The organism is Monashia sp. HAY1-11D (assembly GCF_056868035.1).
The window spans coordinates 70,530-93,826 of sequence record NZ_CP200320.1; the positions used below are offsets into that span (position 1 = coordinate 70,530).

The following is a 23,297-nucleotide window of genomic DNA, read 5'->3' on the forward strand; positions in this document are numbered from 1 at the left end:
CAGTTCGTGACTCCGAGACTAGGGGCGGATCCTGTGCGTTTCGTGTGGTTCACCCGGAATGTCCGGCGAGTCGCACGCGTCCGGGCCGGCCGTCCGGGTCAGCGGCAAGCCGCCCGCCCTCACCAGGCGGTACTGGCGCGCCTGCCCATGCCGCGGTAGTCCCAGCCCGCGTCGGACCACGCCTGCGGGTCGAGGACGTTGCGTCCGTCGATGACACGCGGCACGGCCACGAGCGTCTTGGCGCGGGCCGGGTCGAGCTCGACGTAGTCCTGCCACGCGGTGAGCAGGATGACGAGCTCGGCGCCGCCGAGCGCCTCCTCGGCGGTGTCGACGATGTGCAGGTCCGGACGCATCCGGCGCACGATGCCCGACGCTGCGGGGTCGGTGGCCACGACGTTCGCGCCGCGGCCCCAGAGGCGTCCGGCGATGTCGAGGGCCGGCGAGTCGCGCACGTCGTCGCTGTCGGGCTTGAAGGTCAGGCCGAGCACGGCGACCTTGACGCCGACGAGGCGGCCGCCGGCCATCTCCGAGGCGAGCTCGACGGCATGGTCGCGGCGGCGCATGTTGATCGAGTCGACCTCGCGCAGGAACGTCAGCGACTGGTCGACGCCGAGCTCGCCGGCGCGGGCCATGAAGGCGCGGATGTCCTTGGGCAGGCACCCGCCGCCGAAGCCGATGCCGGCCTGGAGGAACTTCGCGCCGATGCGGTCGTCGTGGCCGATGGCCTCGGCGAGCTTGGACACGTCGGCACCGGCGACGTCGCACAGCTCGGCCATCGAGTTGATGAACGAGATCTTCGTCGCGAGGAAGGAGTTGGCGGCGACCTTGACGAGCTCTGCCGTCGGGTAGTTGAGCAGCAGCCGCGGCGTCTCGGCGGCGATGATCGGTGCGTACACCTCGTCGAGGACGGTGCGGCCGAGCTCACCCCGCTCCACGTCGTCGGGCAGGCCGTAGACGACGCGGTCGGGGTGCTGGGTGTCCTTGACGGCGAAGCCCTCGCGGAGGAACTCGGGGTTCCACACGACGACGGCGTCGAGGCCCGCGGCGGCGAAGCGGTCGGCCATGGCCTGGGCGGTGCCGACGGGGACCGTCGACTTGCCGACGACGACGATCGGGCCCTCCGGGTGCGGCTGGGCGTTGGCGATGATGTCCTCTACGGCGGACCACACGTAGCTCATGTCCGCGGCGTAGCTGCCCCCGCGCTGCGGCGTACCGACCGCGATGAAGTGGACGCGCGCGTCCGCCAGGAGCGACGTGTCGGTGGTGAAGACGAGCGTGCCGGCGTCGACGCCCCGGCGCAGCAGCGGCGCCAGGCCCGGCTCGTGGAAGGACGGGATGCCCGCGGCGAGCCTGTCGATCTTCTCGGGCTCGACGTCGACCCCGACGACGTCGTGGCCGAAGTCGGCCATGCACGCGGCGTGGACCGCGCCGAGGTATCCGCATCCGATGACCGAGATCTTCACGCCGGGCAGCATATCGAGGGGTGGGAAACGGCAGGTGGCCGCAAGGTTTCGGCCCCTTGGTCTGCTCACGCAGCGCCGTCACGAGCTGATGGCTCCGAACGCCTTCCACGTACCGGGGGTCCCGGCCCTGACGCACACCCAGCCGATCGCGCCCCTCGGCACAGGGGCGGTGTTCCACACCACCTCGCCTAGGACGTGGGTACCAACGCTGGGCGCCCCCCTGCCGAAGGCCTGAGGTGCAAGACGTCCGGCGCCCGAGATGGGCGCATTGAGGGTTCGCCCCAATCTGCCGGAGAGGTCGTTGTCCGTCCACTCTCGGACCGTCGTAGAAGCCTTGCCGCGGTATCCGTAATCAGACGCGCCAGAGACGTAGTTGTCGCGGAACGTGTGGGTCGCCAGGTCGGGCGCAGCGGTCGGCGATCCGAACGCTGCGATGCCGTAACGCATGTTCCCGAGCGCGTCGCTGATCCGGTTGTCCTCGATGACGCCCCTGGAGGTCGTCGAGCCATCGAGGCCGATGCCCCATTCGGACGACGGGCCGTTGGCAGTGGCGGGGTTGATGATGCGGTTGCCGCGCACCTCGTAGTCCTGAGTCGAGCTGATATCGATACCCATCTGCGCAACCGAGCTGATCCGGTTGTCCACAACGGAGAACTGGCTGCTCGATGCAATCCGGATGCCGGCGCCACCGCTGACACCATTGATGAGGTTGTCGGTGATGTGCAGCCCGACCGCATACCGCGCCTCAATGCCGTGGCCCGCCGAAGCCTGGATCACATTGTCGGAGATGGTGATGCGGCGGAACCGGGGCGTACCGCCGAGAGGGTTGGCGAGCAGGATGCCTTGAGCCCCGGCGGAGCGGACTGTGTTTCCTGTTATGACGATGTCAGTTGCATCTGTGGCACTGCTCGTCCCTATCTGGATCTTCATCCCCAGCAGGCCTGTGTCACGGACGACGTTGTCGGTGATGACGCCACCCGCCATGGTCTCGAGGTAGAGGCCGTGTTGTCCGGGGATGTCGTGGATGAGGTTGCCGACAATGCGGACATCCGACATGTTGTCGCCCGTGACGATCCCCTGAGAGAACCCACTGATGTCGTTGTACAACGCTGCCCAGCGAGTCGCCCCTGCGTCGACTGCGATTCCGGCCGAGTAGTTGAACGTCTTCGAGGTGATGTAAGCGGGACCGGCACCGGTCATGCGGCAGCCCCGAACCGTGACATCAGTGGTCGCTCCACCGATGAAGACACCCAGACCGGCCATACCGAGGAACACGCCGTCGCTGATCTGGACGTCAGACGAGGTTCCGGTAATCCGGACCGCGGCCGCACCATAGACGGCAGAGCTGTTGAGGTAGTCGCTGGTCCTTCCCAGGGCGCGAAGGTTGCGGAGGCGCACATTGCTGACGTTGTTGATTACCAGCAAAGGGGTCAGGCTGGCGGTCTGCGTAAGACTTGACCCTGCAAAGTCGATGTCGCTGCCGGAGGGGACGGTCACGTACCCGCTGAGTTGGAAGTCGCCACGTACGACGAGTGGCACGCCGGCGGCCGCTGCGCCGTCGACTGCCTGCTGGAGCGCCTTGACGTTCTCGATCGCTGTCCCGTTCGGCGTGACGAGGTGGGCTCGAGGATCGACCTTCGCGGAGACGTAGGTGTCAAGGGCCGATTGCGTGGCGGTGCCGGAAGTGCTGACGGCGGCAGCTACGGCAGTGTCGATCGATTCCGAGCTCGTCGTGTCGATTGCCTGGATCTGGGCTCCGTGGGCCCCCGCGGCCAGAAAGGTCAGCGCGGCGGCCCCCGCGGCAAAAAGACGGCGTGCAGACATGGCGGGTCCCTCCCCTCCCGATGACCCGTCGAGAACTCGCCCCCCAGCGACTCGACGTGTTGCAACGGTAGGTCCGGTTTACGCCGCCGTCTGCCACAAAGCAGAAATCTTGAGCGTCTTGCAGGAATCTTGAATTCCGTTGCGTCGCAACGGAATGCCGGCATGTCTGGAATGTCCGCTATCACCACGTCATGAACCCGCACCAAGTGCCTAAACATCCAACAATCGGACATTTGGGATGGCTCTTGGACATGGCGCCGTCGCCTTGAGCGAGTTTTCGCTCGGCTGTCTCCCTGGCTCAGGCTTGGCGGAAGCCACGGGTGGTTCCATGCTTCGTTACCCTCGCCCCATGCGCGTCCTCGTCACCGGTGGTGCCGGCTTCATCGGCTCGAACTTCGTCCTTCGGGCGCGCGAGACGCGTCCGGACTGGACCGTGTCCGTGCTCGACGCCATGACCTACGCGGCCAACCGGCGCTCCCTCGCCCCGGTGCTGGCCGACCTCGGCGGAGACGGGTCGGTGCAGCTCGTCGAGGGCTCGGTGGCCGACGCGCCGCTCGTGGACCGGCTCGTGGCCGACCACGACGTCGTCGTCCACTTCGCGGCCGAGTCGCACAACGACAACTCGCTCGACTCCCCGTGGCCCTTCGTCGAGTCGAACGTCGTCGGCACCTTCACGCTGCTCGAGGCGATCCGTCGGCACGACCGGCGGCTGCACCACATCTCGACCGACGAGGTGTACGGCGACCTCAAACTCGACGACCACGAGCGGTTCACCGAGAGGACCCCGGTCAACCCGTCGTCCCCCTACTCGGCCACCAAGGCCGGCGCCGACCTGCTCGTGCGTGCCTGGATCCGCTCCTTCGGCATCAAGGCGACGGTCTCGAACTGCTCGAACAACTACGGACCCCGCCAGCACGTCGAGAAGTTCATCCCGCGCCAGGTGACCAACATCCTCGAAGGCGTCCGACCCAAGGTGTACGGGTCGGGCCTCAACGTGCGCGACTGGATCCACGTCGACGACCACAACGACGCGGTCATCGCGATCCTCGAGCAGGGCCGGCTCGGCGAGACCTACCTCATCGGTGCCGACGGCGAGCGCGACAACCTCGACATCGTCCGGATGCTCCTGGAGATCATGGGCCGGCCGGCCGACTGGTTCGAGCACGTAGACGACCGGCCCGGTCACGACCTGCGCTACGCCATCGACGCGACGAAGCTGCGCCTCGAGACGGACTGGCGGCCGCGGTACGCCGACATCCGCGCGGGCCTCGAACAGACCGTCGAGTGGTACCGCGGCAACCCCGACTGGTGGCGGGCCGCCAAGGTCGAGGCCGAGCGCACCTACGCCAGGCTCGGCCGGTGAGCACCCCGCCCCACGCGGCAGAGGTGTCCGGTTCGGGGCGCGCGCTCGTGACCGGCGCCGGGGGCATGCTCGCCCACGACCTCGTCCCGGCGCTGCGGTCCGCGGGCTGGGTCGTCACGGCCCTCGGCCGGGCGGACCTCGACGTCACGGACCCCGCCCAGTGCCTGGCCGCCGTCGAGGGCCACGACCTCGTCGTCAACACCGCGGCGTACACGGCGGTCGACGCCGCCGAGACGGACGAGCCGCGCGCCTTCGCCGTCAACGCTGTCGGCGCGGCGAACGTCGCGCGGGCCTGCGCCCGCGGCGGTGCCCGCCTCGTGCACGTCTCCACCGACTACGTGTTCGACGGCAGCGCCCCCGAGCCGTACACGGTCGACCACCCCGTGGCGCCCCGATCCGCGTACGGGCGGACCAAGGCCGCCGGCGAGTGGGCCGTACGAGCGCTGTGCCCCCAGTCGTGGGTTGTTCGCACGGCTTGGCTCTACGGCGAGGGTGGTCCGAACTTCGTCTCGACGATGCTGCGGCTCGCGTCGGAGCGGGACACGGTCAGTGTGGTCGATGACCAGGTGGGCCAGCCGACGTGGACCGTGGACCTCGCCGACCTCGTCGTGCGCTTGGTCGACGCAGCTGCGCCGTTCGGCACCCACCACGGCACGTCGAGTGGGCAGACGACGTGGTTCGGGCTGGCTCGCGCCGTCTTCGAGCTGGCTGGTCTGGACCCCGAGCGGGTGCTGCCGACGACCACCGACGCCTTCCCGCGCCCTGCCCCTCGACCCGCCTGGAGCGTCCTGTCCCACGCGTCGCTCGACGCGGCGGGCATCGCGCCGATCGGCGATTGGCAGGAGCGGTTGCGCGCCTTCCGGCCGTAATGTCCGCTTCATGGCGATGTGCACGTAGACTCTTGGTGCCGTCGACGAGGTAGATGAGGTTTCGGATGTTCGTGCACGACAGCGCAGACGTCGATGCCGACGCAGTGGTGGGTGACGGCTCGAAGGTCTGGCACCACGCACAGGTTCGAGAGCACGCAGTACTGGGGCAGAACTGCGTAGTCGGACGCGGGGCGTACATCGGGTCGGGCGTCCGACTCGGCGACAACTGCAAGGTGCAGAACCACGCGCTCGTGTACGAGCCGGCCGTCGTCGCGAATGGTGTCTTCATCGGACCGGCCGTCGTCTTCACCAACGACCACTTCCCGCGTGCCATCGAGCCGGACGGTCGCCTGAAGTCAGCAGATGACTGGACGCCAGTCGGTGTCACCGTCGGTGAAGGCGCCTCCATCGGCGCCCGCGCCGTCTGCGTCGCTCCGGTCACCATCGGTCGATGGGCCATGGTCGCGGCGGGGGCCGTGGTGACGAGGGACGTCCCCGACTTCGCGCTCGTTGCCGGCGTCCCCGCCCGCCGGATCCGGTGGGTGGGCCGCGCCGGTGTGCCTCTCGAGCAGGATGCGGACGTTTGGCGTTGCCCGAGGACCGGGGAGACCTACCGCGAGACCGACGGGGTCCTGTCCCCCACCCATTCCTGAGCACGAACAGCAGAAGGACATCACGTGAAGATCACGACCGTCGGACTCGGCAAGATCGGCCTACCGCTGGCCGTCCAGTTCGCCACGATGGGCCATGACGTCCTAGGCGCGGACGTCAGCCCCGCCACCGTCGCCACGGTCAACGCCGGGGTGGAGCCGTTCCCCGGCGAGGCGCAGCTCGCGGACACTCTCGCCGAGGTCGTGCGCGCCGGACGACTCATCGCAACGACCGACACGGCGTGGGCGGTCAGCCAGAGCGACGCCGTCGTGGTTGTCGTGCCGCTGTTCGTGGACGGTGACGGCGTCCCGGACTTCGCCTGGATGGACTCCGCGACGCGCGATATCGCGCGGGGTCTTCGCCCCGGCACCCTCGTCGCCTACGAGACCACGCTGCCTGTCGGAACCACCCGCACGCGCTGGAAGCCGATGCTCGAGAAGGACTCAGGCCTCATCGAGGGTACCGACTTCCACGTTGTCTTCTCGCCCGAGCGCGTCCTCACGGGTCGCGTGTTCGCCGACCTGCGCAAGTACCCCAAGCTCGTCGGTGCGCTGAGTCCTGAAGGCGCCAAGGCCGCGACCGCCTTCTACGAGTCCGTGTTGGAGTTCGACGAGCGACCCGACCTCGAGCGCGGCAACGGCGTGTGGGACCTCGGGTCCGCCGAGGCGGCGGAGATGGCCAAACTCGCCGAGACCACGTACCGCGACGTCAATATCGGGCTCGCCAACCAGTTCGCGGTGTTCGCCCAGAAGGCGGGAATCGACGTGTATCAAGTGATCGAGGCGAGCAACTCTCAGCCGTACAGCCATATCCACCAACCTGGGATAGCCGTCGGCGGTCACTGCATACCGATCTACCCACGGCTCTACCTGTGGAAGGACGTGGATGCCACGGTGGTGCGCGCCGCGCGCGAAGCCAATGCGGCTATGCCGGCCTATGCCGTCGGTCTGGCTCGCGGAGCCTTCGGAGACCTGTCGGGCGCCTCGGTCGTAGTGCTCGGCGCGAGCTATCGCGGGGGGGTGAAGGAGACCGCGTTCTCCGGAGTCTTCGCCACGGTCGACGCGCTCCTGGCAGAAGGCGCCGACGTAACGGTGCACGATCCCATGTATTCCGCCGACGAGTTGGCCGCCCTCGGTTTCGCCCCTCACACGCTCGGCCGGGCAGTCGGCGTCGCCATCCTGCAGACCGACCACGCGGAGTACCGGCAGCTCACCTCAGCGGATCTGCCGGGCGCAACGGTGGTCGTCGACGGCCGGAACGTGCTCGACCCTGAGGCGTTCCCCGAGGCAACAGTGCTGACCATCGGCCGGAGCTGACGACTGCGGCGACGGCAGAGGCGCAGAGCCGTTTCCTTCGATATCCGTGGGTATGACAAATACCATGAGTGGGATATAACGGTCGTGCAGGGGGTGCAGTAATGACGGACTACGCAAGGCGACAGTGGCTCGGCCGGGCCGGGCTGGCGGGAGCCGGCGCGGCGCTCTTCGCGACGGCCGGTGCAGGTGCTGCGCAAGCCGCGCCTTCGACTCCTGCTGGGATCAACGTGCGCGACTTCGGCGCCTTGGGCGACGGCAGCACGGACGACACTGCGGCCGTCCAGCGGGCAATCAACGCAGCCGCCGGGGACCTCGTGTACTTTCCAGCCGGTACTTACCTGCTCAACAACGTGACCATCACCAAGCCGTCTGACCTGTTGCTCGGCGTCGGAGCCAGGTTGCGCCACCTACCCGCGGGACCCGACGACTACATGCTCGGCTTCGCGTCCACGTTCCTGCGGATTCGCGGCGGCGTACTGGACGGCAACAAGGCGCAGCAGACCGGACGCACCACACTGGTGGCCGGAGCCGTCCAAAGCGGTAAAGCAATCATTCTCGACGGCGTTGGGATCGTCAATTCCGTCAAAGCAGCCGTCTATGCGCGCGACTTCGGTGGCCACGTGTCCATCACTTCATGCTCCTTCAGCGAGCAGGCCGAGCACGACGGGACTCCTGGCCACTACACCGCGATAGTTGCCGTGGTCAACGCTGAACCAGGAACTCGCGGACATCTTTCCTTCAATTTCAATCGGGCGACCGGAACGATGACACCTGCCTTGGCAGGAGGTGCCCCGGGCGGTGTGTTCTTTGCGCCGGGACTCGGCGGAGGGACGGGGTCCGGGGCCACTTTCGAGGCGCTTGGAAACTGGTTCTGGGGCTACGGCCAGAACCTCGGGGGAAATACCATATCGCCGCTCCACACTTACCCCGCCGCAAGCGGAGTGAGAGTGGTAGGCAACTACTTCGAGGGGTGCGGCTGCGCAGCCGTATCTGCAAAGAGCGTCGCCAACTTCGTTTGCAGCGATAATGTCATCTGCGACGGCGCGATCGGAGACAGGAACACTCCAAACGAGGGGGCCATCACGTATGCTCCATCGTACTTGGCAAACGCGAACAGCAATCCGCGGGCCGTCATCTCTGGGAACATCATTTCAAACCCAGGCGGTACCGCGACCCAGCCCTCCAACGGCATCGCGGTCTTTGGCTCAGCTACGTCTGTGGCGCGTCGAGTCGTGGTTGCGGACAACGTGATTGACGGCTGTGGCACCGCATTCACTGCTACGTACGCGACTGAGCTGACTTTTACGGACAACATCATCACGGGGCGAGATGTCAGCCCGCTGGCGACCTCTGGCGCGGTCCGGGTCGACAACTCTTTCGGGCGACTCTCAATATCGAACAACAAGATCTCGAACCGAGTGAACCACGGCCTCACATTCTCTGCGGGGATGCAGGATGCGCAGTTGCACATACGGGGAAACGAAATACAACAGGACGCGCCTGGCTACTACGGCATCATCCTCGCCGGCGTGCAGTCGGCTGTCCTCACGGGGAACAGCTTCACCGGCCTCTCATATCCATACACGGCTCGGGCTTCCGGCGCGCAACACCTGAAGCGCCTCCACGCGGATGGATCCAACTTCTTTGTTCAAGATCGCCCACCCATCTTTGTATGGTCAGACATCGACTCAGTGACTGGTGATGTTGCATCCGTCAATTCACCGAAAGGTATCGTAGCACCGGGCGAAGTGGGTGTGCGCTATACGCAGCGCAATGGCGGACCTGGGACCACGTTGTGGGTGTCAACGGGCACGGCGCGTGACGCCTGGGTCGCCCTCAGTTGACCCATTCACACTCACCACCTATCAATGTCCGTACCAGCGCAGGAGAACCATGCAACCCTTCATCCCCCCGGCCAAGCCGATCATCGGCGAGGAGGAGCGTCAGGCCGTCGATCGGGTGATGCGTTCCGGGATGCTCGCGCAAGGCCCCGAGGTGGCAGCCTTCGAGCGCGAGTTCGCCGAGCACTTTTCCTTGGGACGGGCGTGCGTAGCTGTCAACTCCGGGACTTCCGGGCAACACCTAGGCCTGCTCGCTTGCGGAGTCGGTCCCGGCGACGAGGTCATCGTTCCCTCCTTCACGTTCGCTGCCACCGCCAACTCAGTTGCGCTCACCGGAGCAACTCCGGTCTTTGCCGACATCGATGCCGACGACTTCTGCCTCTCCCCTGCGGCCGCCGAGGCGGCGATCACCGAGCGCACCGTGGGGGTCATGCCGGTTCACCTGTACGGGCACCCGGCCAAGATGGACCGGATGCTGAAGGTGGCCGAACGGCACGGTATCCAGGTGTTCGAGGACGCGGCCCAAGCACACGGTGCCTCGCTGAACGGAACGCCGGTGGGCGCCTTCGGAGCCTTCGGCATGTTCTCGCTCTACCCCACAAAGAACATGACCTCCGGTGAGGGGGGCATGGTCTCGGTGGCGGACCACGACATCGAGCGCCTCTTGCGCCTCTACCGAAACCAAGGAATGGAAAGGCAATACCACAATGAAGTCGTTGGTCTGAACAACCGCATGACGGACATCCATGCGGCGATCGGGCGGGCGCAGCTGGCCAAGGTGGACGCCTGGAACGAGCAGCGGCGGCGCAACGCCTCCTTCTTGACCGAGAACCTCGAGGGCGTGATCACCCCCGCAGTAGCCGAGGGGGCGGTCCATGTCTTCCACCAGTACACCGTGCGTGTTCCCGACGATCGGAATGGCTTCGCAGCGGCGCTGAAGGACGAGCATCAAGTGGGCTCGGGAATGTTCTATCCGGTGCCCAACCATCGCCTACGACCGTTCGACGCCGACGTGGACCTACCCGAGACAGAGAAGGCAGCGGCCGAATGTCTCTCCCTTCCCGTGCACCCTTCCCTGTCCCAAGATGACCTCGAGCGCGTCATCGTGGCAGTCAACTCTCTCGTGAGGGCTGGTGTCTAATGGCCCGGCTGCGCGCAGGTCTCATCGGGCTTGGGATGATGGGTCGACACCATGCCCGGGTCCTCGGCTCATTGGACGGAGTTGACCTCGTCGCTGTCGCGGACCCGTGCGGTGACCCGCATGGCGCCGCTCGGGGCCGTCCGGTGCTCGCAGGCATCGACGACATCATCCGGACGGGCGTCGACTACTGCGTGGTGGCGGTTCCCACCATCTATCACGAAGAGATGGGTATGGCCTTGGCGTCCGCAGGTGTGCATGCGCTCATCGAGAAGCCGCTCGCCCCCGATGTCGACGGGGCCGAGCGACTTGCCTCGGCCTTTGAGAGCGCCGGCCTGATCGGCGCTGTCGGACACATCGAACGCTACAACCCAGCGCTGCAGAGCGCCCGCACCCGGATCGAAGCAGGCGAGCTGGGGCGGGTCTATCAGGTGACCACCCGAAGACAGGGACCTTTCCCCGCGCGGATCGCGGACGTCGGCGTCATCATGGACCTTGCTACTCATGATATTGACCTGACCGCGTGGGTCACCCAGCAGGATTATGAATCTGTAAGAGCTAACACGGCTTTCCGTAGTGGCCGGGCATATGAGGACCTTGTCGCCGCGACCGGAGTACTCCGCGACGGGACCGTGACCAACCACCTGGTCAACTGGCTTTCACCCATGAAGGAGCGAGTCACGACCGTGACCGGCGAGCGCGGCGCCTTCGTCGCGGACACCCTCACCGCGGACCTCACATTCTTCGCCAATGGATCGATTCCTGTCGTCCGGGACGACATAGCTCAGTTTCGAGGCGTCTCCGAAGGCGACATGATCCGGTACGCAATCCCCAAGCCCGAACCATTACGGGTGGAGCACGAGGCCTTTCGCGACGCTGTCATGGGGCTGAGCCGTGACATCGTAGAGCTCAGGCAGGGGCTGAAGACCGTGGCAGTCGCAACGGAGATGATCGAGTCCGCTAGCAGACCAACTCTCCAGCGTTGATGGCATGACCTGGCTCCTGTTCCTTTATGCGCCGATCTTTGTGGCATTTCTTGCATTGACACGGAGAAGCGGCAGCCTCACGAGGCCTGACAGCCTATTGGTCTTCTTCAACGCAGTCGCACTCGTCGGCACCGTGCTGGTTTGTAATCCTGCGGACCCTGTGGACGAAAAATACGCCTTCATGGTTCTCCTCCTGACGTCTGTGCTGACCGTCGCGATTGCCCTGATGAGGGTTTCCCGTAGGCCCCTTCCGGCGGCAGCGCCCCAAGTCTCGAGTCTCAGAATCACAAAGCCGGTTGTTGTTGCGTATATTTTTTGCCTAGTCGTGACGGCCGCCTACTACAAGGCAGTTGGGCATGTGACCTTCATCGATTCGCTGGCAAGCGATGGATATGATGCAGCCTCAGCGCGGCTGGCCTCGTACGCTGGCGATCAGTCCTTTCTGCCTGGTTATGCCAATCAGTTCAAGAACGCGATGCTGCCGGTGTTGACGGTGGCAATCATCCATCGGCTCTGGCATATCAAGGCGGCCTTCCGACTTCCGATCTCTGCAGTCCTTGCATCCGTCGCGGTTGTGGCTCTCGCCGGGACAGGACAGAGAGCCCCGACGATGATCGCCATCATTGTTCTCTTGGTGGCGGCACGCATTTCTGGAGCGTTAAGCGCTCGACGGGCAATAGGTATCGGAGGAGGCGCCTTCGCGGCCTTTGCCGTCCTGACCACTGCGCTCCAGCGCCAGGCCCAAGAGTTGCAACAGTCCGCGGATGTCATGGACAAGATGGGCATCTTGGCGGAGGGCATGGCGAGTCGCGTCGTGCTGGAAAATCCCATGTCTGGGCTGGCCGCCTTCCATTACACCGAGTCGATGCCTACAGCGTGGGGAAGCGATTGGGGAGCCGAACTGGCAGGAATTCTCCCCGGCGTCAGGGGCAGCGACCTCTCCAACCGGGTTTTCGAGACAATGTATGGCTCTCGGCGGGGCACCGCACCGCCTTCCCTCTGGGGAAGTCTTAACTATAACTTCGAGCTCCCCCTCTCGGTACTGATCACTATAATCATTGCCGTTTGCTACGTCGCTTTTTCGCGGAAAATCTACGAGAAGGCGCGGTCGCATCTCAACTACCTTCAATGCTTGGGACTCGCCGGGATTGCCGTCTCATCAGGTGCATGGATCGCAGGCTCGCCGCTGACAGTCCTGAATCAAGGTTTCGTTGCCTACGCCTTCATGATGTGGCTCGGAACGCGTCAGCAGGGCGAAGGGGACGGTTCCGACTTACAAACCTCCGTGCAATATGTTGAACGAGTCCGCGCATGAGCCGCTGGGTTCGGTTTCTGGGTCGAGGTGGCGCATCGGCACTCGCCCTCTTGAGCGTTGCGAACTTGGCGGCCCAGGGGGTCGCCGGCTTAGCCATCCCAGGAATTGCCAGGGCCTACCCTGCGCAGGAGTTCGGGGAGTACAGCGTCATCTACTCGGTTTCCGCTGTGGTTGGCGTGCTGGTCACCCTCCGTCTAGATCTGGCCGTGAACGCCGCGTCGACAGAAGTCGAGGCCCTCCGCATCGTGAGGTGCTCGGTCGTCTACGGTTTCTGTGCCGCGGCGGCCGCGGCCCTACTGGTGTGGGCAGGTTCGACGCTGGCAACACCAGACAGTTTCTCCCTGGCGAATTCGGTTTGGTCAATTGCCGGTCTGTCGGCGGCGCTCGGCTGCGTGATGGTCTGCAACCAGTTGGCTATTCGTCAGCAACGTTTCGGACGTGTGGCTCTGCGCACACTGATCATCACGGGCCTCCCGCCGCTGCTGCAACTCTCGCTAGCGAGTCTCAGGAGTGGGGTGGGCGGGCTGGTCGCCGGCCTGGCCCTCGCATACGTCGTGGCAGTTCTCGCCTGCGCACAGGAGCTGAGGCAGGCGTTCTCGACCAACCGCTTTGGGCAGGACATCCTGCGAGGAAGAATCATCAGGGCCTATTGGACCTATCCCGCAGTCTTGGCGCCACAGGGCCTCGTCAGCACCTTGAGCGTTCAGGCGCCGGTGCTCTTATGCTCTGCATTCTTCACCGGGGAGGAAACCGGCAGACTCAGCATGGCGACGCGGGTGCTTAGCCTTCCCTTGGCGGTCTTCGCCATGTCGGCTGGGCAGGTCTTCGTCAGCCAGTTGGGCCACGACATTCGGGAGCGCGGCGGTGCAGCAACAGCCATCTTCCGAAGGACCAGCAGGACCAGCGCGCTTGCGGCGGCTGCGTTCGGAATCGCGATCGGTGTCGCAGGTCCGTGGGGCTTCGCCCTCCTCCTTGGCCCCCAGTGGGAGATCAGTGGCGACTACGCCAGAGTGCTCATGATCGGCGTCGCCGCCCAACTCATCGCCGTCCCAGTGGCTCAGACGATGATTCTCATGGACAGAAAGCTCGTGCTGCTCCTTGTGGACTGCATGCGACTGTCCGGCGTCACGGCTGCCTTCGTGTGCGGGTACCGACTGGGCTGGGGACTGACGTCAACACTGTTGCTCGCGAGTTCGCTCATGGCCCTCAGCTACTCGATCAGCTGGGTCCAGTCACGGACTCTGATCAGGAAGCTTGCTTCCGGGCAGGTCAGTCAGGACGCACCTAGGGACGGTTCATCCTTGAGTTCATCCGCGGCCCAAGGCCAACAGTGAGGCAGTCGGCTGCGGCGAGCCAGCCAGCCACGTCGCTCAGCGGCGGCCTGAGAAGAACATGTAGAACCTGGTTCTGATGGAGTACAGACGGCTCGATGACATCGAGCAGAAGGCCATCTTCTCGACGACGTTGGGTCCACGACTCATGGCGATCTGCCACGTCCGCCCGCGCAACCGAAGTCGCTCGAGCTTCGCCAGGCGGCGCAGCCTGTCCCTGGCGTCTTGGCTCAGCGGAAGCGGAGAGTCTACGAGCCTCGCCCAGGCCAGATGCCGGCGCGCCATCGCTGCCGACATCTGCTCGAAGCCCTTGTGACGCGGGTTGGAATTACCTTCGTGGATGCGATAGAGGAGGACGACCTGAGGCACATCGACCACCGTGGTCGCGACGCCCATAGCCGCTTCGCCAATCCAGATGTCCTCCGATATCAAGTCTTCCGGGACGGGGAATACGAGGTCCGCCAGCTTTCGAGACAGTGCTATGACCCCACCGGACGTACTTGTCTTCTCGCCACGGGGCAGGATGATGCCATCCATTTTTGGATCTGCCGACAGGGTGCGCATCTTGAACCGGGCCACGACCAAGGCCTCGGACTCGCTACCCTGGATTGCGTTGACGCGGATACGCAGCGAATCCTGTGGCAGCAGGTCGTCGCCGGCAAGCAGAACAACGATGTCGCCTGATGCCGCTCGATATGCGGCGTTGAACGCGGCCACCTTCCCGACCTTGGCGCCTCCACGAACCCCTTTGACGCGCGCGTCGCCGGCCGCGGCATCGGCAATGACTCCTCCGGTCCCGTCTGTAGAGCCGTCGTCCACCAGTAGCAGCTCCCAGTCTGCGTGCGACTGGCACTTCACGCTCTCGATCATTGCCGGCAGGTGCTCTTCCTCGTTGTGCACGGCCGAGAGAATCGAAACCTTCACCTAATACCCCTGATTCCGGCCCACGCTGCGTGCCGGCGCGCCGTTGAGACGATGAACCGCACGGTCCGGTCCGACGCATCGTTGATTGCGTAGTCCTCCGGCGCACGGTGTGGTTCGCCGCGAGCCATAAGACCAGCTCGCACGAGATCAACGGCCTCCAGAACGTTGTCGGGGCATAGCCCCGTCATGACGATTCCACCGGTGTCGAGCGCCTCGGGACGTTCGATCGAGTCGCGCAGGGTCACTGCTGGAAAGCCCAGGAGCGTCGACTCCTCGGCGATGGTCCCGGAGTCCGAAAGCACGCAAGCAGCCCTTAGTTGCAGATGGTTGTAGTCATGGAACCCGAACGGCTCGTGAAAGATGACGCCCTCTCGCTGATCCCAGCCGCCTAGCGCCTCGAGACGCTTGCGCGTGCGCGGGTGCGTCGAGACAAGAACAGGTAGCCCCCATCGATTTCTCACGGCCACAAGGCAGTCCAAGAGGGCAGAGAGACGCTCTGGGGAGTCCACATTCTCCTCGCGATGCGCACTGACCAAGAAGTACTCGCCACGACCCAAGCCAAGCCGGTCCAGCACGGTCGAAGACTCGATCTGGCTCCTGTAGGAGTTCAGGACCTCGCGCATCGGTGAGCCAGTGAGAAGAATCCTCCTAGGGTGCAGACCCTCTGCCAAGAGGTTTCGGCGAGCGTGTTCGGTGTAGACAAGGTTGAAGTCCGCGACATGATCCACGAGCCGTCGGTTCGTCTCCTCTGGCACGTTCTCATCGAAGCAGCGGTTACCAGCTTCCATGTGGTACACGGGAATTCGCATGCGCTTGGCCATGATCGCCGCTACGCAGCTGTTCGTGTCGCCGAGCACCACAACCGCGTCAGGTCGCTCTGCGACCAAGACTTCCTCGGTCTTGATGAGCGTCTCGCCCAGCACTCGCCCCAGCGAGCTGGTGTCAACCCCGAGCATGTAGTCAGGCTCACGAAGCCCGAGGTCTCGGAAGAAGACCTCGTTCAGCGTGTAATCGTAGTTCTGACCGGTGTGAACGAGGACGTGCTCAAGGGTCTCGTCCAGACGCTTGATCACCTGGGAGAGCCGGATCAATTCCGGCCTCGTCCCGACGATCGTCATCACCTTCAGCATGCATCAACCTTTTCGAGGAGCACCGGCTCCCGGTACGTGTCAGGGTCCGCGGCGTCGAAGAGCTCGTTGGTCCAGAAGAGGGTTACGAGTTCCTCGTCACCGATGTTGGTGATGTTGTGTGCCCACATCGTCGGCATGTCGATGATCGACGGCCGATCTCCGGACACATCGAAGTGCACGACCTCGTCCGCGAGCACGCGTCGAAGGCTGATCCTCGCATGCCCTGAGACGACGACGAAGCGTTCGAACTTGCGGAGGTGGAAGTGCTCGCCGCGAGTTACGCCGGGGCCTGTCGTCGAGACGAACGTCTGCCCCTCCCCGCCATGCGACCGCACCATCTCCACGAGTCGTCCTCGGTCGTCCGCATGGGTGGTGGGTGCGATCGGATATCGCGCCGGAAACAGCCTGGCCCGCAGCGTGTTGAAGAGGTCGATCTCAAGCCGGGAGGTCAACCGCGGGATGTCGCCGTTGGCATATGTCCGTGAGAACGTGCAGAGCAGGTCCCACACCTGCCTCACCGAGGCCTCGGTCGCGGGTGGCGACAGCACGCCTGAAGGGCTAGCCAGGGCATCCAGCAGCGTCGCGGCGGCGGCTTGGACGTGCAGGAGCGGTACCGGGCGGTCGATGAGGTCGGGCCTTCCTCCCGTGGCCACGAGGTCCACGAACGTCGCCACGAAAGAGTTGTAGTTGGCGCGTCCGTGCTCCCCGAAGAGATTTGGGAGCTGCACGTCGATGAACGCGCCGCCGGTGCGATCGGCGGCGGTTCGGAGGAGGTCCGCGGCGGCGGCCTTGCCGGTTCCGTAGGGCGTCCCGTTGCCGCTCTGGATCGAGTTCGCGAAAACGATGCGGCGCGGTTTGCCGTCTGCCTCGACCGCTCGCGCGAGAGCGCGGGCCAGTTCGAGGTTGCCCATTTCGACGTCCGAAGGATCTCCACGATTGACACCAGCGAGATGGATGACTGCGTCAGCAGTGCCAAGGAGCCCAGGCAGATCATCCCAGTTCGCACGCGAGACAGGGAGCACCTCGTGGATGCCTTGTGCCCGGGCGCGGACACGAAGGTGCCACCCGAGGAATCCATCACTACCTGTGACGACGACCTTCACGCTGAGGCACCAGCCATCAACCGCTCGAACTCTGGGAGGCGGAGCAGAAGTTGTTTCGTGCCCTCAACGTCGAGTCGATCGGTGTTCTCGCTTGTATAGTCCTCCAGGCGAGCCGGCAGGTCCTCACCCTCCTCGAAGTAGAGCTCGTACTGCAACGAACGCGCGTCGAGGGGCACCCGGAAGTAGTCTCCTTGGTCTTGAGCTTTGGCGATCTCCTCGCGGCTCAACAACGTCTCGTGCATCTTCTCGCCGTGCCGTACCCCAAGACGGGTGATGCTCGGTGAGGCCTCCCCAAGCACCTCGGCAACGGCACGCGCCAAAGTCTCCACCGTCGTCGCGGGCGCCTTGCGCACGAAGAGGTCGCCGGGTTCTGCGTACAGGAATGCGTGCTGGACGAGGTCAACGGACTCCTCCAGCGACATCAGGAACCTGGTCATGCTCGGCTCGGTAACGGTGAGAGGTCGGCTCTCAAGGACCTGCTGCACGAAGAGCGGGATCACCGAGCCTCGGCTGTACATGACATTGCCGTACCGGGTCACCGACACCGTGGTGGAGGACCCGGGGTGGTTTCTTGCGAACGCCTGTGCCGTCTTCTCCATCAACGCCTTGGACATGCCCATCGCGTTGACCGGGTAAACCGCCTTGTCCGTGCTGAGGCAAACAACACTCCGGACCCCGGACGCCGCCGCCGCCTCAATGACATTCCGACTACCGATGACATTCGTCTTGACAGCTTGCTCGGGAAAGAACTCGCACGAAGGGACCTGCTTCAATGCAGCCGCGTGGAACACGAAGTCGACGCCCACCGTTGCGGCCCGGACGCTGTCGAGATCGCGCACGTCGCCGACGAAGAGCTTGAGGCGAGCGTCGTCGACGCGCCGACGCATCTCGTCCTGCTTCGCCTCGTCCCGTGAGAGCACATGGATGGCGGCGACATCGCGCCCGAGGAGGTGCCGCACCATGGTGGAACCGAAGGAACCCGTCCCTCCGGTGATCATCACGCTGGCGCCCGAGAAGGGGTCGGCAGTGCCCGCTCGGGGGTGGCTGTTTGAACTCATCGTCTACTTTCCTTTGAAGATTCCACGGCGGCCATCAGCATCCGCTCGACGCGCGTGATACCGACCTCGCGGGAGAACTCGGCCTCGAACGCTGAACGCGCATTCCTCCCGAGCCTCGCGAGCTCCTCAGCCGGCATCGTGACGAAGGACTTGAGGATCTCGCCGACCTCGGCAGAACCGGGTGCCACCGCCACTCCTGCGTCGGCCTCCCGGATCAGGGACGCGGCATCACCGACCGCGTGGGCCAGGATCGGCTTGCCCGTTGCCAGGCATGCCTGCACCTTGCTCGGCATCGTCACTCTCATGAGCGGCCGGTCGGCCAGCGACACGACCTGCACATCGCTTGCGGCTACGTAGCGTTCAAGCGCAGCCTGCGACTGACGCTCGACGAACTGCACGTTCGGAGCCGGAATCGCCTCGGCCAAGGAGCGAAGCCCGGTCTCGCTCGAACCGCTGCCGATGAGGACCAAATGGGCGCCCGTCACGCCCGCGAAGCCGCGGATCAGAAGGTCGAGCGCCTGGAAGTCACCGAGGTTGCCGGCGTACATGAAGATGCGCGGGCCCTCGGGAAGCTGCAGGGTGCGGCGGAGCGCAGCGACATCGTCGCAGGTGGCCGTGGAGGGTGCCTCCTCCACCCAGTTGGGCGTGTAGTGAATTCGGTCGGGCCGGACGCCGCGCTCTGCCAGGACCTCTCGCATACCCGGGGAGATGACCCCGATCGCGGCCGCGTCGCGATATGTGGTCCGCGAGACCGGGCCGACCGTCGCGTCGACGACGCGTTGCAACGACGCGGGCAGCAGGCTGCTCTCTGTGATGGAGTCCGGCCACAGGTCTTGAAGAATCATGGCGCGCGGTGCACGACGTATGCCGTTGACCAGGGCTGGGATGCCGGCAAGGGCCGGTGAGGAGTAGGTCAGCCAGACATCCGGTCTGACGACCTTCCGTGCCGCCAAGGATGCAGAGGCGGCGAAGCTCCCGTAGTTAGCCAACCGACCCACGACTGAGGAGCCGTGGTTCGCGATCAGGGGGGTGCGGTGCACGTGCATGCCGCGAACCGTTTCCCTCGAACCGAAGCGCTGCTTGTATCCGGAGTAGATCCGTCCATGGGGGTAGTTCGGGAAGCCGGTGACTACCGTCACCTCATGTCCCCGCTCTTGCAGACCCTCAGCGATCTGAAGAGCGATGTGGGCGGGTTCCGGCGGGAACCACTGAGAGACGTATGCAACCCTCACGCCGCTCCACGCCCTTCCATTCCAGAGCCTTGGAACTCTGGCATCGTCACCGTACCGGGTGCGCTGATGCCCTCACGACGAACGACTGTCGCTGCAGTTGCCAACAGGATTCTGGCGTCGAGGAGAAACGAGCTGCGGTCGACGTACTCGACGTCGAGGCGGAGCTTCTCCTCCCAGGAGAGGGCGTTGCGTCCGCGGACCTGGGCCAGTCCCGTCAGGCCCGGGCGAACCTCGTGCCGGCGCGCCTGCACCGGCGAGTACAGCGGGAGGTAGTGCATGAGCAGGGGCCGGGGACCGACGAGCGACATGTCACCGCGGACGACGTTCCACAGGGTCGGCAGCTCGTCGAGGCTCGTGGCCCGCAGAACGCGTCCGAGGTCGGTCATCCGGTTGGCGTCGTCGACGAGACCGAGCTGGGGGTTGACGTCGAGCATCGTGCGGAACTTGACCAGGGTGAACGGGCGCCCGTCCCGTCCCGGCCGCTGCTGCCGGAACAGGACCGGCGACCCCAGACCTCGCCGCACCAGCACGGCGACGACGGCCTGGACGGGCAGGGTGAGGACGAGCAGCGGCACCGCGACGAGCAGGTCGACGGTGCGCTTGAGGACGCGACGCCTCACCGGCCCTCCAGGTGGGCCGTCACGGCGTCGATGACGCGCAGCACGTCGGCGTCGCTGAGACCGACGCCGGACGGCAGCGTGACGCCGCGCTCGAAGAGCCGCTCGGACGCACCGGTGAGGAAGGCCCGCTGGCCGCGGTGCAGCGGCTGCAAGTGCATCGGCTTCCACACGTGGCGGGCCTCGATGTCGGCGGCGTTGAGGGCCGCGACGAGGCCGTCGGCGACGGTCTCGCCCTCGTCGCGGCGGGCGCCGGGACCGTCCACGGCGATGGTCGTGAGCCAGCAGTTGTCGTCGTGGTCGCGGTCGGCGCCGCTGCGACCGAGGACCCGGATGCCCGAGATGCCCGACAAGTGCTTGTCGTAGAGGTCACGGATCTCGCGGCGCCGGGCGATCATGTCGTCGAGCCGCTCGAGCTGGCCGCGCCCGAGCGCCGCGAGGATGTTCGACATCCGGTAGTTGAAGCCGACCTCGCTGTGCTCGTACCACGGCACGGGGTGGCGCGCCTGCGTCGACAGGTACCGGGCCCGCGCGAGGAGCTCCTCGTCGTCGCTGAGCAGCATGCCGCCGCCGGAGGTCGTGAGGATCTTGTTGCCGTTGAACGACAGGGCCGCGCTGCGCCCGAAGGACCCCGCACCGCGCCCGCCGTGGAAGGCGCCGAGCGCCTCCGCCGCGTCCTCGACGAGGTGGACCCCGCGCTCGGCGAGCCCGGGCTCGAGACGGCCGTAGTCGACGCACCGACCGAACAGGTCGACGGCGACCACGGCGGGCACGACGGCGCCCTCGGCGCGGAGGGTGTCGACGGCGTCGAGGACGAGGTCGACGTCGAGGTTGCCGTCGGACTCCTCCGCGTCGACGAGCACGGGCTCGGCGCCGGTGTAGGCGACGGCGTTGACGGACGCCGCGAAGGTCAGCGTCGACACCGGGACCACGGTGCCGGGGCCCGCACCGGCGTCGAGCAGGGCCAGGTGCAGCGCCGCGGTGCCGGAGGACAGGGCGAGGGCCCCGGCCACCCCGCAACGGGCGGCGACCTCGGCCTCGAAGGCGTCGACGTGCGGACCGAGCGGCGCGATCCACCCGGAACGCAGCGCGTCGAGGACGTACCGCTCCTCCGCCTCGCCGACGTCGGCCTTGGACAGATGGATTCGGGTCATGACTGACTCACTCCTACCTCGGCGTGGCTGACGAGCGCTTCGCCCCGCATCCAGTCGCGGCCGTCCGTGATCCCGGCGAACGTGGCCGCCCGGACCTCCTCGACGCTGATCGGTGGGACGCCGACGCTGTCGACGAGCGCGTGGTTGGTCGGGTGCCGCTCCTCCGTCGGGGAGAACAGCTCCTCGCCGAGCTTCTCGCCCGGTCGCAGGCCGGTGAAGACGACCTCGACGTCGCGGCGCCCGCTCATCCGGATGAGCGTCTGGGCCACCTCGAGGATCTTCACCTGCTCGCCCATCTCGAGGACCATGACCTCGCCGTCGGTGCCGATCGAGGCGGCCTCGAGGACGAGCTGGCAGGCCTCGGGGATGAGCATGAAGTAGCGGCGCACCTCTGGGTGGGTCACCGTCACCGGGCCGCCCATCTCGATCTGGGCCGTGAACGCGTGGACGACCGATCCGCGGGAGCCGAGCACGTTGCCGAACCGCACCGACACGTAGCGGCCGTCGGCTCGCCGGGCGAAGTCGGCGGTGAGGCGCTCGGCAAGACGCTTGCTGTAGCCGAGAACGCACGTGGGGTTGGCGGCCTTGTCGGTGGAGATGTTGACGAACGTCGAGACCCCGACGCGCTCGGCCGCTGTGAGGACGTTGAGGGTACCGACGACGTTGCTCTTCCAGGCCTCGAGCGGGTGGGCCTCGAGCAGCGGCAGGTGCTTGAGGGCGGCGGCGTGGAACACGACCTCGGGCCGGGTCCGGTCGAAGGCCTCCGCGAGGGCGGCGGTGTCGCGGATGTCGGCCAGGACGAGGTCGTCGGAGTCGAGCAGGCCGTGCCCGGAGAGGCTCATCTGGGTTGCCTGCAGACCGGACTCGTCGCGGTCGAGCATGAAGAGGCGCGCCGGGCCGAACCGGGCGATCTGCCGGCACAGCTCGGAGCCGATAGACCCACCGGCACCGGTGACGAGGATGCGTCGACCGGAGATCTGCTCGGCGATCGCGGTGGTGTCGAGCTCGACGGGGCGCCTGCCGAGCAGGTCGGCGACGTCGAGGTCGCGCAGGTCGTGCGAGGTGGGACGCCCACCGATGATGTCCTTGAGCGGCGGGAGGCTCACGACCTCGAGCCCGGCGTCGGCGGCGCGGGCGGCGAGGTCGCGCAGGGTGGCGGCCTCGGCGTTCGGCAGGGCGACGACGAGCGTGTCGGCGTCGAAGCGCTCGGCGACCTCGGTGAGGTCGGATCGTGTCCCCCGCACTCGGACACCCTCGAGGCGCAGGCGGTGCTTGCCCTTGTCGTCGTCGAGCAGGGCAACGGGGACGAAGCCGCTCGCGTCGTCGTACTTCATGCTGCGCACGAGCCGGCGACCGGCCTCGCCGGCGCCGAAGACGATCGCCTTGCGCTCCGCGACCGACTGCGTGGCGCGGTGCGAGCGAACCGTCCGCACGACGAACCGCAGCGCGAACATGGCCGCGAGCGCCAGCGCCGCGGCGGTCAGCGGCACGCCACGCGGGACCACCGGCGGCTCCACGAGGAGGCCGACGAGGAACAGCAGCGCGCCGACGACGGCGGTCGTCGTGGTCAGCTCGACGACCTCCTCGAACGAGCCGAGCAGGTGGCTGATCGAGTACGGCCCGACGACGTAGCCGAGGACCAGCTGTCCGACCATGGCCGCGAGCGCGAACCAGGCCGCGCCCTGGACGAAGGGGTTGTTGAGGCTGAAGTCGAGGCGGATCCACAGGGCGACGAAGATCATGACGACCCAGAGGACGGCGTCGACACCCGCCCAGGCCAGTCGAACCCAGCGGGCCCTGCGAGTCTTCGCCGTCACCGTCTCATCACCCTGGTACCCCTGGTTCCCTGCAGTCCCCGAAAGGCGTCGGGCCGCTCCTTTCGGGGCGACGCCACCCGACTGACCTGGAGCGGGTCAGCCGAAAGCGGTCATTCGACGCGAGCCCATGCTACCTGCGCGAACAGTACAAACGGCGAATTTACC

At 66.0% G+C, this 23,297-nt stretch carries 19 protein-coding genes; 9 read left to right on the plus strand and 10 right to left on the minus strand.

The features are described from left to right. Positions 1 to 119: 119 nt before the first annotated feature. Together AC1VM9_RS00315 and AC1VM9_RS00320 are read right to left on the minus strand one after the other, a co-directional pair. Positions 120 to 1,463, minus strand: a complete 1,344-nt coding sequence (locus tag AC1VM9_RS00315) for a UDP-glucose dehydrogenase family protein (protein WP_483120488.1) — start codon at positions 1,461 to 1,463, stop codon at positions 120 to 122. 78 nt (positions 1,464 to 1,541) lie between these two features. Continuing rightward, a complete protein-coding gene (locus AC1VM9_RS00320; RefSeq protein ID WP_483120490.1) occupies positions 1,542 to 3,287 on the minus strand; it encodes a right-handed parallel beta-helix repeat-containing protein in 1,746 nt (581 codons plus the stop codon). Positions 3,288 to 3,636: 349 nt separating this feature from the next. Here AC1VM9_RS00320 and rfbB point away from each other — a divergent pair, with 349 nt between their 5' ends. The 9 genes from rfbB to AC1VM9_RS00365 all read left to right on the plus strand — a co-directional run bounded on the left by rfbB (position 3,637) and on the right by AC1VM9_RS00365 (position 14,100). Then, complete coding sequence (rfbB, locus tag AC1VM9_RS00325) at positions 3,637 to 4,650, plus strand: dTDP-glucose 4,6-dehydratase (protein WP_481347140.1); 1,014 nt, start codon at positions 3,637 to 3,639, stop codon at positions 4,648 to 4,650. A 65-nt stretch (positions 4,651 to 4,715) separates the two neighbouring features. Further along, positions 4,716 to 5,519 (plus strand): dTDP-4-dehydrorhamnose reductase, encoded by an 804-nt coding sequence (gene rfbD, locus AC1VM9_RS00330; protein ID WP_483123941.1) that lies wholly within the window; start codon positions 4,716 to 4,718, stop codon positions 5,517 to 5,519. 53 nt (positions 5,520 to 5,572) lie between these two features. After that, positions 5,573 to 6,172, plus strand: coding sequence for an acyltransferase (locus tag AC1VM9_RS00335; RefSeq protein WP_483120492.1), 600 nt, complete (start codon positions 5,573 to 5,575; stop codon positions 6,170 to 6,172). A gap of 24 nt (positions 6,173 to 6,196) precedes the next feature. Further along, the gene (locus AC1VM9_RS00340; protein ID WP_483120493.1) at positions 6,197 to 7,486 is read left to right on the plus strand and encodes a nucleotide sugar dehydrogenase; all 1,290 of its coding nucleotides are present in this window, start codon (positions 6,197 to 6,199) and stop codon (positions 7,484 to 7,486) included. Between the two features lie 101 nt (positions 7,487 to 7,587). Then, positions 7,588 to 9,330 (plus strand): glycosyl hydrolase family 28-related protein, encoded by a 1,743-nt coding sequence (locus AC1VM9_RS00345; protein WP_483120495.1) that lies wholly within the window; start codon positions 7,588 to 7,590, stop codon positions 9,328 to 9,330. A 49-nt stretch (positions 9,331 to 9,379) separates the two neighbouring features. Further along, the gene (locus AC1VM9_RS00350) at positions 9,380 to 10,468 is read left to right on the plus strand and encodes a DegT/DnrJ/EryC1/StrS family aminotransferase (protein WP_483120497.1); all 1,089 of its coding nucleotides are present in this window, start codon (positions 9,380 to 9,382) and stop codon (positions 10,466 to 10,468) included. Further along, positions 10,468 to 11,451: a Gfo/Idh/MocA family protein gene (locus AC1VM9_RS00355; RefSeq protein ID WP_483120499.1), complete on the plus strand. Its 984-nt coding sequence runs from the start codon at positions 10,468 to 10,470 to the stop codon at positions 11,449 to 11,451. Before AC1VM9_RS00350 ends, AC1VM9_RS00355 begins: the two co-directional genes overlap by 1 nt. A gap of 4 nt (positions 11,452 to 11,455) precedes the next feature. Further along, positions 11,456 to 12,766: a hypothetical protein gene (locus AC1VM9_RS00360; protein WP_483120501.1), complete on the plus strand. Its 1,311-nt coding sequence runs from the start codon at positions 11,456 to 11,458 to the stop codon at positions 12,764 to 12,766. Beyond that, positions 12,763 to 14,100, plus strand: coding sequence for a lipopolysaccharide biosynthesis protein (locus AC1VM9_RS00365; RefSeq protein ID WP_483120503.1), 1,338 nt, complete (start codon positions 12,763 to 12,765; stop codon positions 14,098 to 14,100). Before AC1VM9_RS00360 ends, AC1VM9_RS00365 begins: the two co-directional genes overlap by 4 nt. A gap of 36 nt (positions 14,101 to 14,136) precedes the next feature. Here AC1VM9_RS00365 and AC1VM9_RS00370 read toward each other — a convergent pair whose 3' ends face one another. The 8 genes from AC1VM9_RS00370 to AC1VM9_RS00405 are packed head-to-tail and all read right to left on the minus strand — an operon-like array spanning position 14,137 to position 23,132. Continuing rightward, a complete protein-coding gene (locus AC1VM9_RS00370; protein WP_483120505.1) occupies positions 14,137 to 15,021 on the minus strand; it encodes a glycosyltransferase family 2 protein in 885 nt (294 codons plus the stop codon). Next, positions 15,018 to 16,151 carry a non-hydrolyzing UDP-N-acetylglucosamine 2-epimerase gene (gene wecB, locus AC1VM9_RS00375; RefSeq protein WP_483120507.1) on the minus strand — a complete coding sequence of 378 codons (1,134 nt, stop codon included), beginning with the start codon at positions 16,149 to 16,151 and terminating at the stop codon, positions 15,018 to 15,020. The genes AC1VM9_RS00370 and wecB overlap by 4 nt, the downstream gene beginning before the upstream one ends. After that, positions 16,145 to 17,254: a polysaccharide biosynthesis C-terminal domain-containing protein gene (locus AC1VM9_RS00380; RefSeq protein WP_483120509.1), complete on the minus strand. Its 1,110-nt coding sequence runs from the start codon at positions 17,252 to 17,254 to the stop codon at positions 16,145 to 16,147. Before AC1VM9_RS00380 ends, wecB begins: the two co-directional genes overlap by 7 nt. Next, complete coding sequence (locus tag AC1VM9_RS00385; RefSeq protein WP_483120511.1) at positions 17,251 to 18,312, minus strand: polysaccharide biosynthesis protein; 1,062 nt, start codon at positions 18,310 to 18,312, stop codon at positions 17,251 to 17,253. Before AC1VM9_RS00385 ends, AC1VM9_RS00380 begins: the two co-directional genes overlap by 4 nt. Next, positions 18,309 to 19,544, minus strand: coding sequence for a glycosyltransferase family 4 protein (locus AC1VM9_RS00390; RefSeq protein WP_483120512.1), 1,236 nt, complete (start codon positions 19,542 to 19,544; stop codon positions 18,309 to 18,311). The genes AC1VM9_RS00385 and AC1VM9_RS00390 overlap by 4 nt, the downstream gene beginning before the upstream one ends. Beyond that, a complete protein-coding gene (locus tag AC1VM9_RS00395) occupies positions 19,541 to 20,164 on the minus strand; it encodes a sugar transferase (RefSeq protein ID WP_483120514.1) in 624 nt (207 codons plus the stop codon). The genes AC1VM9_RS00390 and AC1VM9_RS00395 overlap by 4 nt, the downstream gene beginning before the upstream one ends. Continuing rightward, positions 20,161 to 21,315, minus strand: coding sequence for a DegT/DnrJ/EryC1/StrS family aminotransferase (locus tag AC1VM9_RS00400; protein WP_483120516.1), 1,155 nt, complete (start codon positions 21,313 to 21,315; stop codon positions 20,161 to 20,163). The genes AC1VM9_RS00395 and AC1VM9_RS00400 overlap by 4 nt, the downstream gene beginning before the upstream one ends. Beyond that, positions 21,312 to 23,132 (minus strand): polysaccharide biosynthesis protein, encoded by a 1,821-nt coding sequence (locus AC1VM9_RS00405; protein WP_483120518.1) that lies wholly within the window; start codon positions 23,130 to 23,132, stop codon positions 21,312 to 21,314. Before AC1VM9_RS00405 ends, AC1VM9_RS00400 begins: the two co-directional genes overlap by 4 nt. Positions 23,133 to 23,297 lie beyond the last annotated feature (165 nt).

Bases quoted from the DNA above. Each gene is read 5' to 3' on its own strand.
- AC1VM9_RS00345 (WP_483120495.1), top strand. From the start codon at position 7,588: ATGACGGACTACGCAAGGCGACAGTGGCTCGGCCGGGCCGGGCTGGCG.
- AC1VM9_RS00400 (WP_483120516.1), bottom strand. From the start codon at position 21,315: ATGACCCGAATCCATCTGTCCAAGGCCGACGTCGGCGAGGCGGAGGAG.
- AC1VM9_RS00350 (WP_483120497.1), top strand. From the start codon at position 9,380: ATGCAACCCTTCATCCCCCCGGCCAAGCCGATCATCGGCGAGGAGGAG.
- AC1VM9_RS00360 (WP_483120501.1), top strand. From the start codon at position 11,456: ATGACCTGGCTCCTGTTCCTTTATGCGCCGATCTTTGTGGCATTTCTT.
- AC1VM9_RS00320 (WP_483120490.1), bottom strand. From the start codon at position 3,287: ATGTCTGCACGCCGTCTTTTTGCCGCGGGGGCCGCCGCGCTGACCTTT.
- rfbD (WP_483123941.1), top strand. From the start codon at position 4,716: ATGCTCGCCCACGACCTCGTCCCGGCGCTGCGGTCCGCGGGCTGGGTC.
- AC1VM9_RS00385 (WP_483120511.1), bottom strand. From the start codon at position 18,312: ATGAGTTCAAACAGCCACCCCCGAGCGGGCACTGCCGACCCCTTCTCG.
- rfbB (WP_481347140.1), top strand. From the start codon at position 3,637: ATGCGCGTCCTCGTCACCGGTGGTGCCGGCTTCATCGGCTCGAACTTC.
- wecB (WP_483120507.1), bottom strand. From the start codon at position 16,151: ATGCTGAAGGTGATGACGATCGTCGGGACGAGGCCGGAATTGATCCGG.
- AC1VM9_RS00355 (WP_483120499.1), top strand. From the start codon at position 10,468: ATGGCCCGGCTGCGCGCAGGTCTCATCGGGCTTGGGATGATGGGTCGA.
- AC1VM9_RS00335 (WP_483120492.1), top strand. From the start codon at position 5,573: ATGAGGTTTCGGATGTTCGTGCACGACAGCGCAGACGTCGATGCCGAC.
- AC1VM9_RS00365 (WP_483120503.1), top strand. From the start codon at position 12,763: ATGAGCCGCTGGGTTCGGTTTCTGGGTCGAGGTGGCGCATCGGCACTC.